The organism is Fulvivirga kasyanovii (assembly GCF_009711405.1).
GTDB classification, from domain to species: domain Bacteria; phylum Bacteroidota; class Bacteroidia; order Cytophagales; family Cyclobacteriaceae; genus Fulvivirga; species Fulvivirga kasyanovii.
Genome location: NZ_SMLW01000517.1, coordinates 1 through 15,300, shown reverse-complemented (window position 1 = coordinate 15,300; position 15,300 = coordinate 1). Strand labels below are relative to the sequence as shown.

Genomic DNA, 15,300 nt, shown 5'->3' with positions numbered 1-15,300 from the left:
GATGGTTCTTCCACCTTAGAGGTTTGGCTACAGGCAGATCAAAGTATTTTTAGTGATGCAGGAGTTACTCCGGTTTCGGATGGACAACCTGTTCAGCAGTGGAACGACCTGAGCGGTAATGGGTTCAACGCCAGCCAGCTTACAGCAGGAGAACAACCCTCATTTCATACAGACGAAATTAATGGCCTGCCGGTGGTAAGGTTTGATGGCAGCAACGACTCCTTCAATGATGATTACTCAGGTGTGGGAGGGATCACTGCCCGAACAGTATTCGTAGTCTATAAAGCCAGTTCGTCTTTGCAAGAAACCTCTGACCTCGGCCAGGTGTGGGGGTACTACCAGGGTGGTGCCCATGTAGCGCTTGATGCACGGAGCGGAAACCTGAGAGGGTGGAGTTTCGATGGCAATGGTTCAAACCAGGCTGCGTATGCCATCAATGGTAATGATGAAATTGGTCCGTTTGCTAACAATAACAGCAGTCAGTGGACATATGATCAGGCCCAGGTTGTATTTGCAGAGTTCAATGCACAAAGAACATTATCCCGGCAGGTAATTGGGGATTTGATCAATCCATCAGGTCATAACTATGGAGGTGATATCGCTGAGATCATTGTTTTCAGCAGTACGCTGTCTGATGTGCAGCGGTTGAGGGTACATAATTATCTGAGCTCTAAATATAACCTGACCCTGGGAAGCGCAGCCAATGCTTTTTTCACGGCAGGAGACCCTGCATATGATCAGGATTTGATCGTGATAGGCAGGGATGCCTCAGGCTATGAATATGCAGGTTCAATAGGTATTGGAGGAGGCCTTTATATGCAAGAGGCCAATGCCAGCATAGATGTAAACGATGAGTACATTATAGCCGGGCATGATGGCAGTACCAACGAAGTGGTAAATACAGACGTTGCAGTACCAGCTACCAGCAGATGGTCACGATCATGGTACATGGAAAGGTCGCAGGGGGGAAGCATTGATGCCGGAAATATCGATGTAACAATCGGCTTTGATTTTACAGAAGCAGGTATGGGAGCAGTGGGAGCAGTTACTGACTATAAATTGTTATACAGGCCAGACCTTTCAAGTAGCTTTACGCTCATTTCGGTATCTAATGCTACCGTGGTTGGCAATGCTATAGAGTTTGAAGTAGCTAATGCTGAACTTTCTTCGGGATATTATACACTGGGCACGCCTGGAGTCACTACCTTATATAGCTATGTGTCCGGAGGTGACTGGGATGATGCAGACACCTGGACTACAGATCCTTCCGGAACTATAAAGTTAAATCCGGCGGTACCGGGACCGGATAATAAAGTAGTTATTCTAAACGGTATAGATGTTACCATTTCTACTAATGCAAAAGAGGTGCAGGGTGTAGAGATACGTGCAGGAGCTACCCTTGAAATAGGTAATACCACAGGACATTTATTCAATATCATCAAAGGAACAGGTAAGATCAGGCTATCGAACCCTGATTTTCCTTCGGGCACTACACTTGGTCCTGATGGGTTTGGTACTTCAGATGGTGGAATTGTAGAGTTTTATGGCGCCAGTGCCTACACTTTAAGCTCGACCTACACATTCAATGATGTTATAGTCAACCTTGCAAGTTCGTCTCCCAATGACATTCTTACCTTATTGGCAGATCTGAATTTAAACGGGGACCTGGATGTGACCGACGGCGAGCTGAGGGTTGGGGACAACTCAAGCACTACCGTTAGAAATATAAATGTAAACGGAGATATTATTGTTGGTGCTGCCGGCAGGATCAGCGTAGGTACGGCCAATGCTTATCACCAGTTGGCAATCGGTGGTGACTTTACCAATCATGGAACGGTAAGGTTCACCAATCAGGCCAGCCCGGATTATACCAACAGCGCAACTACCGGAGTGGTGGAAATAACTTATAATAATGACTATGCCGATCAGTACACCTACTGCTATGGCACTACAGATTTTTACAGGATAATCATTGATAAAGGTGTTGATGCTACTTATATGGCCTCTTTTGAAGCCAGCAGTCCGGGGAATTTTGAGCTTTATGGCCGCAATAACCAGTCAGGAGGATCTAATGGCACCTCAGTACCTGCCCAGGCACTTGCCTTGCATGTGGGTACGATCAGGATCGGGCCGAATGTATACATTGATGAGCTTAAATCGGGAAGTGGAAACTATGACCTGAACGTGAATGCCAGGATTTGGGTCGATAATGGAAGGCTGACCATGACCGGAAGCACAGCACTTGTAGTGTATGGTACCTTTAAAGTAAGCGGTACTCAGTCATTGGTCAATATTACCAGTGGCAGTGGGTTTACCCTAAGGGAGACAGGTACCCTCAGAGTGGAAGAAGGCACCGTAAATGTGAGCCAGATCAGGACTTCCGTTTTCGGTGCCCAGCACGTAGGGGCATACATACAAAGTGGTGGCTCGGTTAACCTCACCGGTTCTGGTACGGATGGCAGTCATTATGTATTCTCTCTTCCATATAAGGACAACATTTTCAGGATGTCAGGAGGTACTTTGACTATACAGCGCTCCAATGGTACGGATAGTGATTCGGGAGGTATATTCATTAATTCTGACCCTATTAATATCAGCGTTACCGCCGGGGATGTGAGGTTTGAAATGGCTACCGGTACCAACTTTAAGATTACCTCTACGGCGCCATTTTTCAATTTGTATATGGCCAAGACAGGAGGAGGTACATCGGAAATTTACCTGGATGGAGGTACCGTTTTAGGACAAACCCTGCCGGCCCAGCCACTAGTGGTGCTTAGCCAGCTCAGAATCGAAAATTCTACCACTTTTAACGCCAGAGGGGTTGACGTCTATATTGGAGGTAATCTACGGGTACTAGACAGTGGGGCTGAATATATTACCGGAAATAACACTACCTATTTTGATAATAACAGGAATTCGATTATTTACTTGAGAAATGCTGCCTACCAGCAGGAATTTTATAATCTGGTGGTCAATAAAACCCGTGATGACCGCACGGTTACAATAGCCCCACATTTCTCTTATGCCACAGGTTCTACGGCAGTGATTGTCAATAATGACTTTAGCGTGATCCGTGGGGATTTCAATTACAGTGATTATAAAGTTTCAGCATTGGCGGATATAAACCTGGCGTTTAATGTTGTGGGTAACGCAACCGGGTCACTGGATATTAACAATGCCTCAGGTGATCAAACCATTACGGTTACATCCGGCACAAGTCCTTCGGTTGATAAACTCAATATCAATAAGGCTGCCGGAGATGTTAATCTTGCGGGCGCAGGTCTGGCTGTAGGTGACCTGTCAATGATCTCAGGGAAATTTAACATAGGTACACAGAAGCTTACAGTGACCAATACGCTTAGTGGAGCACCTTTTTCAGTGACTAAGATGATCCAGACGGCGGGTAATGCCTCAGATGGCGGACTTGAATTGCCTGTAACAGGTGTTGGCTCGGTATTGTATCCTCTGGGTACAAATGCAAATGCAGACCTGCGTTATACTCCCGCAACCCTTACCGTACCATCAGGAGGTTTCAATGATGACGGATTTGTCAGGATCAGTGTAGCTGATACGGAGCTGCCGACATTGGCAGCCACCGGCAGTGCCCTGACCTATTACTGGAGGGTGAGCCACAGCGGCTTTACCAGCGTGCCTACAGTGCAATATACTTTTAATTATAGCGATAACGATGATAATGCAGCTAATGAAGTCAGCTATGTTCCGGGTTCTGTACTGAACGAACAGCCGTTTACACGCTCTTCCGAAGTGGTCGGTAACATTAACACCTCAACCAATATATTAACCTTCGATAATAGTGGAGGAGGAGGTTTCCCTATGATCAATGCCAGCTATACTGCCGGTACTATTTCTAAATTTACCGGGTCACCTGACATATTCTACAGCCGTAGAAATGATAACAATACCACTGCGGTTGAATATAACTGGACTAATGTTAATGCATGGTCAACAGATGCCGTGTTGAAACATGGAGGAGCCGCAGCGGCTTCATATCCGCAGGCCGGGGATGTTGCAGTTATTGGTTATGGAAATATAGGTAACCCGGGCGGAGGAGCCAGTGCCACGGGCATTACGGTAACATCAGGTGATGGGGCTACGCACAGATATGGCGCAAATGTAAATATAAATATAGCTGCCCTTGTTTTTGATTCACAAAGTGGGGCAACAGTAGAAGATGTCAATCTCTCCAGACTTACATTTCCTAAAAACAGGGATGGAAGCCTGGGTGCTGTAAGTGGAGATGGGGAGATCCATCTGCAAATAGGTACCGGAGCAGGTGAGATCCCTGATCTGGCTGGTGATTTTGGTGATTTTACTACCAACGAAAAGAGCAGTTGGTTATATAACCTCACAGAAGACGGGCAAATTGTAGTGCCTTCAAACATCACTGAATTCCCTTCATTGAGGATACTGGGAGGCAATACAACCACTTTTAACAGGACTTTGGTGCTTCAAAATGACATAACAGCCAGAAAGTTATTAATTGACTATGGAGGTACATTGCAGGTTGAAGCCAACCTCACGGTTACGGATACACTGCAACTGGGTACGAATAGAAAAGGCAGATTGTTATTCTCGTCGGCCTCTTCCCAAACCGTAAGGACAGGTTATCTGAGACTGGAAACAGCGAAATTCAATACTTCGGACAATGCTAACCTGATAACGGTAGATAACACTACGCCGGGCGGATTGGAGCACAGACTTATCGTTGAGAATAACATAGATATTATCCATGGCGATATGGACCTGTGGTCGGATAACTCCGGAGGTAACAATGCTATTATGGAAATCAGGGGAGAGAATATGGATTTTACCGTAACCTCAGGAGCAGTGCCCGAGCTTTACAGGCTTATTATTGATACTAAAAATGAAACTGCCGATTTTATCGATTTTAATGATGAAATCACTCTCAATGGCCCTACTGATGGATCTGAAAAGGCTCTTGAGATCATTGCCGGCAGATTGAGGCTGCTTGATAATAACCTCGATTTTACACTTTCCAGTGGTGGGGACGATTTTGTAATTCCCGATGGAAGTATGATCGTGGTAAGGCAGGCCTCTACCGTAAGGGTCACTGGTGATGATACCGGGATAAGGCTTGACGGAGAGTTAAGGGTCCGGGATAATGGCCACGCATATATTAACGGAGGTAATAATAACTACATAGAATACTCAGGATCCAATCAGTCTATATTGAATATTTGGGAAAGCGGGGAGGTGATCGTAGGGTCTCATATTAGAAGAAGCCTGCTGAGTGATGATGGCGCCTTAAAATTCAATATGGGCGAACAGGGAGCCGGTACTCCACGACTGGTGGTTGGCCAGACCGGAGGCCTGCATAGCAACAGAGGTATTTTTGAAGTGTTAGGAGAAGGAAGTATATTCCAGTTGCATAAGGGGGAATTTATTGTAGCCAATGAAAAACCTGCAGGAAGTACCGCAGCACTTTTCCTTGAGCCGGAAACAAGCTATATCGATCCGTCGGCAGTGATAACCATTGGAGGAACAGATACCAATGCAGGTCAGGAGATTACGATTAACAGTGCCGTAGAATTGCCCAATCTGATCGTTGATAATTCGTCGGGCAATAATCCAGTCGCGAGGTTGATGGTTAGGCCATTAACTTTGAACGGTGACTTATCCATTGAAGCAGGAGCGACTTTTGATGCCAACAGCCTTGATCTCTTTATTGAAGGAGACATGACCAATAACGGTACCTACCTCCCCAACGGGAACACCACATATTTTAGCGGAGGTACCCAAAGCATTACCGGAAATACGGAATTTTATAACCTGCAAATTGACCCTTCTGTATCAGTGACTTTACAGTCGGCAACGGATATACTGGTAAGCAATGACCTTACCCTGCAATCCGGTCAGTTTATAGACGGTGGTAATACCATTGAGGTAAAGCAGGATATATTCAGTTTTGCCTCCCACATCAGTTCAGGAGCTTCGGGAGGTATATTAATGTCAGGAACCAATGCCCAGACTGTATCAGGGACTAACGGTACTTTTGGAAGGTTGGAGCTGGATAATAATGACGGTGCGGTATTCCTGCTGAATACATCATTTGCCGGAAACCTGACTTTGACCAATGGTATACTGGATATCAGGAACAGAAGACTTCTGGCTTCAGGCAGCATTGAAGGAGCGCCATTCAACATAAACAGGATGATAACCACAACCGGAGTGATCAGTGACCTTGGGGTTACGAAAAGTGTGTCAGGTACGTCAGGGAGCTTCTTTATTCCTTTAGGCGTAAACGGTACCACTCCCAAATACACTCCTGTAGCGTTTAATATCAGCACCAAAGCGGCCGGAACATCCCAGTTTAACTTTAAGCCTATAGATTCAAGGCATCCGACCGTAATTGAAGATACTGAAATGGGAGGCGCTTCTGCCCAGATAGATGATCAGGACAATGTACTTCAATATTATTGGCAGGTGAGCTCTTCTAACATTTCAAACCTTAACGCCACCATGGTGCTGACTTATGACCCGACAGATATTTCGGTAGCCAACGGCAAGTCGATCAGCGATTACGTGGGGGCAAGGCTTGATGCTTCGGATGACTGGACATTCCCGGGCAATGTGAACTCAGCAAGTAATCAGATCAATTTTACCTTTGCCAGCAGCAGCGACTTATCGCGTGCCTACAGCGCCGGGGTGCCTGAAGCATTCCCTGCAACTATTCCTGTTTTAAGGGCAGTGAATGTGTCTGATAGCTGGGACAATGTCAATAACTGGGAAAATGTTACCGATGGAACCGGGCCGGGTGTGAATATACCAGCCGGTGGACCGAATGGCGTAATTATTGAAATCCCGGCAGGACTGACTGTTTCCACCAATGGAGACAACCGGGCCGCCTATAAAACCATCATCGACGGTACACTTAATATTAGCAGCACTGACGGACACATCCTGGGAGAGGTTAGCGGCAGCGGTACCCTGGCCACCAATAATATAGGTTATTTACCGGCAGGTAATTACAGCGATTTCTCGGACTGTAGCAGTGGAGGAACTTTCGAATTCGGAGGTTCAGCCGATTATCAGCTCGTGTCTATTTCTATTCCTGATACAGTATATAACCTGTCATTCAGTGGGGCAGGACAGAGGCAACTGAGAGAAAATATGACAGTTTGCAATGACCTGTCTATCAATGGCACAGCTACCTTCGGCAACTACGGTGGTTTCAACAGTGAGGTTCGTGTATTGGGCGACATATTGCTGGCATCCGGAGCAGGTTTTCAGGGAGGCTCGGGAAGCAATGCACGGATCATACTGGCAGGCAGCAGCCCGCAGCAGATCACCGGTAACTTTACAGGAAGCAGCGCTTTCAACAATCTGGAGATCGATAACAATACTGAAGTAGTGCTGAATGGCGATGTAGAGGTTTCAAGAGAGCTGGCTTTAACCGATGGTAAATTTATCACCACGTCTGCCAATCTTTTAACCTTGAGTACCATCAGTGCTTATGCAACCCCAACCAATGGTTCCAACAGTTCTTATGTAGAAGGACCTATGGGCAAGCTCATCAATAATGGCAGCAACTTTACCTTCCCCGTGGGTAAGGATGACAGGGTTCGTAACATCGGTGTTAAAAATACCAATACCACCGGCTCACAAGTGTGGATAGGGGAGTACTTTAATGCCAACCCTCAGGAAGCACCGTATGGGCCTGACTTCAATACCACAAACGGTATGGGCGGTGCCAATGCCGGCCTCAGCGATTCTGAATACTGGTCTCTTGAAGTTAGCGGCGGTACAGGACAGGTGATCCTGCATTGGGACAGCCAGTCCGGCGTGGTAAGCAACCTGAACCAGCTCAGGGTGATGAGGTGGAACTCTGGGGCTTCTGAGTGGACATCAGAAGGCAATGCAGAAAGGGCAGGAAGCGCTACAAGTGGATACCTGGTGTCAAACTCAGTGGGCTTTAGCCAGCAAACCTTTACCCTGGGAGCAACAGACCTGACTATTAACCCTCTACCAGTTACTCTGGTTGAGTTTGCCGGAAGAGTAGATAACCAAACGAACATACTGCATTGGATCACCTCATCAGAGTTGAACAATGATTACTTTGAGCTGCAAAGATCAAGAGATGGCAAGACCTACGAAACCATAGCTGAAATTCGCGGTAATGGTACCTCAGGCACCAGCCATTTCTACAGCTACAGAGACAGATCTCCTTACACCGGCAGAAACTATTACCGACTAAAGCAAGTAGATTTCAATGGCGAATTCACTATCTCAGATCAAATAGTGGTACTTGAGAATAAAGTGCTGACGGAAGGAATAGCGTTAGAGGCCTACCCTAACCCTACTGATGATTCAAACATCAACCTAAATATTTCCACCGGAGACCCGGCACCCGTAAGAGTGAGAATGATGGATGTATACGGAAGGGTTTATTTCGAAGAGGTCTATACCCCTGAGCAATTACTGCAAAGCATAAAAGTAAAGGCCAGTGAAAACCTCAAGCAAGGAGTTTATATCGTTCTTGTAGAGCAAGGCAGTCAAAAGTCTCAAAGGAGGGTTGTTATTAATAGGTGAGGGAATGAATAGGTAAGAAAGGCTATCTCATATCGGGATAGCCTTTTTTATGTTGAAGAGTTAATTAATTATAATTTTTAAGCCAATACCCTATGTTTTCGTGACATTTTAATCATTGAGCGGACGCTTAAGATCATACGGGTCAGTATAATCTTGTGTCATGATAAAAGTCAAAACACCTTATACCTCCAGGGTGAACATTAACTCCGCTATTTGTATATGCAGCGTTACCTGCCTGCCTTTTTTCTTGTTAACAAAGTGATTTTCGTATATTAGATCTGTGGAAAATGAAACTATTCAAAGTTTTTACAAGTCCCAAAAATTTGAACTCACAAATGATTTGGGGAATTTTAATGTGGCAACCATTGGAAATTTATCTAGTTGTAGTATACAGCCCATTCCTTTTCGCAGACGAAATTTCTATAAAGTAAGTATCCTAAAGGGTACATATAAGATTCATTTTGCTGACAGGGTCTATAAAGTACATAAACAAGCATTACTCTTTGCCAACCCATTAATTCCATATAATTGGGTTCCTCTTGAAGGCAATCATCAAGCCATTTATTGTGTGTTTACTCCAGAGTTTTTTCATCATTTTGGAGATATTACCACTTATGCTACATTTCAACAAGACGGGCAACATGTTATAGAACTGGATGATAACCAATTCCTAAAAATGGAGATTGTTTTCAAAAAGATGCTAAGAGAGTTTGATAGCGATTATCAGCATAAGTTTGATTTGCTCCGAAATTTAGTTTTTGAGGTATTACATTTTGCCTCTAAAACGGTATCACCTATTCAAAACTTTAGAACAAATACGAGTGCCAGCCGCAGGGTTACAGAAGCTTTTTTAGAATTGTTGGAAAGCCAATTCCCAATAGAGGCTAAAGAACAAAAACTATTGTTGACTTCCCCTTCTGACTTTGCCAACCATTTATCACTCCACGTAAATCATTTAAACCGTATTTTAAAAAAGACAATGGGCGCTTCTACTTCTACTCTTATTCAAGAACGAATAGTACGTGAAGCAAAGGTATTGCTGAGGCACTCTAGCATACCTATTTCAGAAATTTCTTTCCTCTTAGGATTCCGTGAAATCACACATTTTTCAAATTTCTTTAGAAGAAAGGAAGGCCTTGCTCCTTCGGAATACAGAATGGTTTGATTTTTACAAATCCTCGTTTCAAATTCGTTAACCCTTAGGTATCCCCTGCAATTACCTTTGTAGCAAACAACTTTAAAATATTTGTTATGAGTAAAACTTGGTTTATTACAGGAACTTCATCTGGATTAGGAAATATTATGATGAAGAAACTACTGGAAAGGGGCGATAAAGTTTTTGCTACCTTAAGAAATGTGGAATTGCTAGATGATTTGCGACAAAAATATCCGAATACACTGGAAACTGCTCATTTAGAGCTTACCGATAAACATGAAATTAATACAGTTGTAGACAAAGCATTTAATGCATTTGGTAAGATAGATGTGGTGGTAAGTAACGCAGGATATGGAATTTTTGGAGCAGTAGAAGAACTGACTGACGAAATGATTGTTCATCAAATAGAAGTAAACCTGTTGGGTTCTATAAGGCTTATAAAGGCAGTTATCCCTTATTTACGTTCACAACCCACTGGAGGTCATGTCATTCAGGTTTCTTCGGAAGGAGGGCAAATTGCCTACCCCGGCTTCAGTTTGTATCATGCTTCTAAATGGGGAATTGAGGGATTTGTCGAGTCTATTAATCACGATTTAGAATCCTTTAATATTCATTTCACTATAGCAGAACCTGGACCTACAGGTACTAGCTTTGCATCCAGCATAAATATGGCAAATAAGATGGAAGAATATAACCATACTTCAGTACAAGAGATACGTGATCTTATAAATGAAGGATTTGGGCAATTAGATAATGCAGAGGAAGTGGTAGATAAAATTATTGCTTCTAATGATCAGCGAAAGCCACCACTTCGAATAGCCATTGGAGACAGAGCAAAAACAAATATCAAAAAACATCTAAAAGAACGTTTACAGTCATTAGAGTAAGAACTTATAATTTTTACAGTTACCACTTAATTATGTAATGTAGTTAAGTGGTTTTTTTGATTGGTGGTATTCATTGAATATGCGCAACGTTGTACACTACACACATTATATTCTTCCTAATCTAAGGGATTTTAATGCCTTTCAAAGAGTTAATTGAAAGGTGCGTAATTGAGTAGTGAGGCTTGAGTTATGCCTGAAAAACCAGAGTTTGTCTAACGCTGGTGCCATTACCCTGCAGATGAGTGGCGAAGCTTATGTCTCAATACATGTGGGATCTTTTGTCTGATCTTAGCTTTCCTGGAAGCTTTATCAATAATTGCCGCAATGCTTCTTACCTATCATTAATCACATTAAGCCCATGGCAAGCCGCCAGTCCCGCTGTCTCTGTTCTTAGTCTACTGTTGCCAAGGCTTACCTTTTGGAAGTCGTTTTGGATGGCGAGTTCCAGTTCGTCTTCTGTAAAATCGCCCTCGGGGCCGATCAGAATGCAGTAGGTGTCACCCGGAGGGGCTATGTGATAGAGTTTGGCCGGATTACTGAAGTCGACGTAAGCGATGTACTTTCGCTTCTCCTGCACTTTGGTGATGAAGTCAGGATAGGGTAGGAGTTCGTTTATTCGTGGCATATAGGCGCCTTGAGACTGTTTGAGCGCGCTGATAGCCTTGCGTTCAAGTCTGTCTGTTTTTAAAACTCGTCTTTCGGAGTTCTTACAGAGCAAAAAGCTAATTTCCTGTATGCCAATTTCCACTGCCTTCTCTATAAACCATTCCATCCTGTCCAGGTTTTTGGTTGGCGCTATGGCTATGTGAATGTAGTGGGCAGGTTTATCCTGTGTTATGGTGTTGATGATCTCAAAGGCACATGCTTTCGGGGAAGCCGTGGTTATACGGGCTTCATAGATGCTGCCTTTACCGTCGAGCACCTTAATGGTGTCGCCGGTAGTATGACGGAGTACTTTCACGCAATGACGGGACTCTTCCTGGTCAAGGGAATGTACTCCGGCAGGTATTTCCGGTTGATAAAATATTGCCATCAGGCGTATTTTGATTCCAGGTCTTTTACCAGGGCAATATATTCACTTTTAGCATCTTCCGGGGTTTTACCTTTCAGCTCTGCCCATGCATCGTGCTTGGCTATGGCTTTAAAGTCAAACCCACCTGGGCGAGTCTCATTGTTGTCACCTTCGGTAGTCTGCTTGTATAGGGCGTATAATTTAAGAAGCTCTTCATTGGAAGGTCGCTTTGTCAATTCTTTCGATCTCTTTACTGCGCTTTCAAATTCTTCTGTAGACATATTATATATGAGTTAAATCTGGTTGTAAAATAAAAGAGGCTGAAAATAATATTCAGCCTCTTTGTATCAAAACATATTGATGTTTTTATCTCTCGCTTACTCCTTTGTAAGGCCTTAGGTTTTCTCCTACATAGATCTGACGAGGTCTGCCAATAGGTTCGTGGTTCTCTCTCATCTCTTTCCACTGAGCAATCCAGCCTGGGAGTCGTCCAAGGGCAAACATAACTGTAAACATATCTACAGGTATGCCAAGGGCTCTGTAAATGATGCCTGAGTAGAAGTCTACGTTAGGGTAAAGTTTTCTTTCAACGAAGTACTCATCGTTTAGAGCCACTTCTTCAAGTCCTTTGGCTATGTCCAGTACGGGGTCATTAACACCAAGCTTAGCCAGCACATCGTCTGCAGCTTTTTTGATGATCTTGGCTCTTGGATCAAAGTTTTTGTAAACTCTGTGTCCGAAGCCCATCAGTCTGAATGGATCATCCTTGTCTTTGGCTTTGGCCATCCACTTCTTGGTATCGCCACCATCTTTCTTGATGTTTTCCAGCATGTTGATCACCGCTGAGTTGGCACCACCGTGAAGAGGTCCCCAAAGAGCATTGATACCTGCTGAAATAGAAGCATAAAGACTGGCCTGAGATGATCCCACTACTCTTACTGTAGAGGTAGAGCAGTTTTGCTCATGGTCAGCATGCAGGATTAAAAGCTTGTCCAGTGCGTTGGCAATTACCGGGTCTACTTCATATTTTTCTGCAGGCAAAGCAAACATCATTTTCAGGAAGTTGCTGCAGTAGTCAAGTTCGTTGTCAGGGTAATTAACAGGGTGGCCTACTTCATTTTTGTAAGCCCAGGCTGCGAATGTCGGCATTTTAGCCAAAATCCTGATGATGCTCAGGTTTACCTTATCGGCAGAACGGTTTGGATCCAGAGATTCAGGGTAAAACGCAGTAAGTGAAGTTACCAAAGAAGATAGCACGCCCATTGGGTGCGCGTTAGAAGGAAAACCTTCCAGTATCTTTTTAATGTCTTCATGAACCAAAGTGTGAACTTTTATATCGTTCTGAAAAGCCGAAAGCTGTTCAGGAGTAGGTAGTTCACCATAGATAAGCAGGTAAGCTACTTCAATAAAAGTCGATTTTTCCGCAAGCTCTTCAATCGAGTAGCCACGGTATCTTAAGATACCTTTTTCTCCATCCAGAAATGTGATGGCACTTTTGGTAGATCCTGTGTTTTTAAATCCAGGGTCAAGAGTGATCAGTCCTGATTCACTTCTTAAGCTTCCAATGTCAATTCCTGTTTCATTTTCTGTTCCTTCAACCAGTGGTAGTTGATACGATGCATCTCCTATTTTAAGTTCTGCCGTTTTAGACATATTTTATTTTTGGTTTATAGTTCCGTACATTCAAAATCGACCGTGAAATTACCTAAAAAAAGGATCAAATAAAAACCCTCTTTCGATCTAATTGTTGCCCAAAATCAGAGGCATTCCATCTTTGCCGCTTCCTACTACCACTACCTTCGAATTTGGAGACTTTGCTAACTCCAGCGTAGCTTCAATACCACGCATTTTTAACAGTTCAGGGGTTAAACTGTTATTAATAATTTTATTGGCTACCGCCTCACCTTCCGCAGCTATACGTTTTCTCTCAGCCTCACTCTTCTCTTTATCCAGCCTAAACTGGTAGGCCAATGCTTCTTGTTCTTGCTTTAATTTATTTTCAATAGCCAGCCTGATCTGCTCGGGAAGGTTGATAGAACGTATGAGTAACGCTCTCATTTCACAATTATTTTCATTCAGGCTCTTTTCCGTCTCAGTTTTGATCATGGCCTCCACTTCACCTCTTTTGGTAGAATAAATCTCTTCAGCACTAAACCTTCCCATGACCTGCCTCACGGCCGACCTTACTTCCGGGATTACCAGTGTGTTGACATAGCCTACGCCGAAATTTTCATGAAGATACCCGATTTGATCATAGATAGGGTGGAAGCGCAGCGTCACGTCAACGTTAATGCTCAAGCCGTTTTTGTCAAGCACATCCATTTTCTCTTCTATCGACTTTTCCCTCACCTCATAAACGTATAGGTCGTTCCAGGGAGCTTTCATACCAAAGCCCGGGGTGAGTACATTCTCTTTGTCAAGCCCGCCGCCGAACTTGTAAAATATTACGGCCCTTTCCCCGGCATCAATAGTATAAAATATACTGGATGAAAGGGCTATAATTACTACGGCCGCAATTACGATGATTATAATGATTGGTAAAAATTTTCTATTGTCCATGCTATAAACTGTTTAAGTTGGCAAGTTGATAATTTAAACAGGCAAATTCAAATCTTTACTCACACACTTTTTTAACTTTATCGAAGTCCTCATAGTATCCGAGGGTCCCGGCTTCCTCCCAGTCTTTGCAGGCACCTGTTTTATCACTTTTTTCAAGCCTGCAGTTTCCTCTTTTTGAATAGTACGAGCCATCATCCGGATTGAGTTCAATAGCAGTATTATAATCCTCCAGTGCTTTGTTCAGGTCACCTTTTTGCTGGTAAGCCTGTGCCCGGTAAAAGTAGCCATCGGCATTCTGGTAATTCTTAATAATGGATATATTGTACATATAGATGGCAGAATCCGGCTTGCCCATTTTGGAGTATATATTGCCCTTGTAGAAATAATATCCGTAAAAATCAGGATTGATCTTCGTCAACCGGTCGGCTGCACTAAGGGCCTTGCGGTACATCTCATTGTCGTACAATGCTACAAAACGGTAGTATTGGTATTTTTCTTCCAATGGCTTAAGCTTGAGTGCCATATCATAATCTTCAACGGCACCGGTAAAGTCTCCAAGCTCGTATTTCATCTTACCCCTTAATATATAGGAGTAGGCTGTAGTATCCGTCGGGTTTTGGGTTATATAACGTGAGAAGCTATTGAGGGCCTCATCAGTTTTTCCCATGTTCCTATAGGTGAATCCACGGTACATCCAGATAATGGAGAGACCTGGGTTTAGTTCAAAGGCACGGTCAAAATCGTTCAGGGCCTGCTCATAGCGGCTGCCTTTAAAATAACATATGCCCCGGTGAAAAAAAGCTTCGGTGTAAAGAGAATCTATTTCAATACATTTCGTTAAATAGTCAATTGCGGCTTCTCTGTTAACGGATATATTATAATACCCTTTGTTAAAGAAGTGTCGGGCGCTGTCCTGGGCGGTGGAGGGGAGTGAGAATATAAATAAGAAAAGGAAGAGAAAAAAGGTTTTGGCTGGGGCAGGTTTGGCCATGATTTAATTAACGTTTAACCATTTTTGGCGATCAAGGTGCAAAGTTAAAAAGAAAATCTGAAGTGGTATAAAAAGTGAATGATGGAATTATTCTAAATAGTTCTAAGCCGTTTCGATTTTTTTT

The 15,300-nt window shown here is 43.6% G+C and carries 8 protein-coding genes; 3 read left to right on the top strand and 5 right to left on the bottom strand.

The window, feature by feature from the left end; genetic code table 11:
* The 3 genes from E1163_RS11040 to E1163_RS11030 all read left to right on the top strand — a co-directional run.
* A partial coding sequence (locus E1163_RS11040) for a T9SS type A sorting domain-containing protein (protein WP_155171617.1) occupies positions 1 to 8,571 on the top strand: 8,571 nt, incomplete at its 5' end.
* A 280-nt stretch (positions 8,572 to 8,851) separates the two neighbouring features.
* Positions 8,852 to 9,736 carry a helix-turn-helix domain-containing protein gene (locus E1163_RS31545; RefSeq protein ID WP_155171615.1) on the top strand — a complete coding sequence of 295 codons (885 nt, stop codon included), beginning with the start codon at positions 8,852 to 8,854 and terminating at the stop codon, positions 9,734 to 9,736.
* An 86-nt stretch (positions 9,737 to 9,822) separates the two neighbouring features.
* Positions 9,823 to 10,614, top strand: a complete 792-nt coding sequence (locus E1163_RS11030; RefSeq protein WP_155171613.1) for an SDR family oxidoreductase — start codon at positions 9,823 to 9,825, stop codon at positions 10,612 to 10,614.
* Between the two features lie 331 nt (positions 10,615 to 10,945).
* Here E1163_RS11030 and E1163_RS11025 read toward each other — a convergent pair whose 3' ends face one another.
* From E1163_RS11025 to E1163_RS11005, 5 genes are all read right to left on the bottom strand, one after another.
* Entirely contained in the window at positions 10,946 to 11,647 is a 702-nt protein-coding gene (locus E1163_RS11025) for a 16S rRNA (uracil(1498)-N(3))-methyltransferase (RefSeq protein ID WP_155171611.1), read from the bottom strand.
* Positions 11,647 to 11,907, bottom strand: a complete 261-nt coding sequence (locus E1163_RS11020) for an acyl-CoA-binding protein (RefSeq protein WP_155171609.1) — start codon at positions 11,905 to 11,907, stop codon at positions 11,647 to 11,649. Before E1163_RS11020 ends, E1163_RS11025 begins: the two co-directional genes overlap by 1 nt.
* An 85-nt stretch (positions 11,908 to 11,992) precedes the next feature.
* Positions 11,993 to 13,279: a citrate synthase gene (locus E1163_RS11015; protein WP_155171608.1), complete on the bottom strand. Its 1,287-nt coding sequence runs from the start codon at positions 13,277 to 13,279 to the stop codon at positions 11,993 to 11,995.
* Between the two features lie 87 nt (positions 13,280 to 13,366).
* The gene (locus E1163_RS11010; RefSeq protein WP_155171606.1) at positions 13,367 to 14,185 is read right to left on the bottom strand and encodes a prohibitin family protein; all 819 of its coding nucleotides are present in this window, start codon (positions 14,183 to 14,185) and stop codon (positions 13,367 to 13,369) included.
* A gap of 55 nt (positions 14,186 to 14,240) precedes the next feature.
* A complete protein-coding gene (locus E1163_RS11005; protein ID WP_155171604.1) occupies positions 14,241 to 15,176 on the bottom strand; it encodes a tetratricopeptide repeat protein in 936 nt (311 codons plus the stop codon).
* Positions 15,177 to 15,300: the final 124 nt, after the last annotated feature.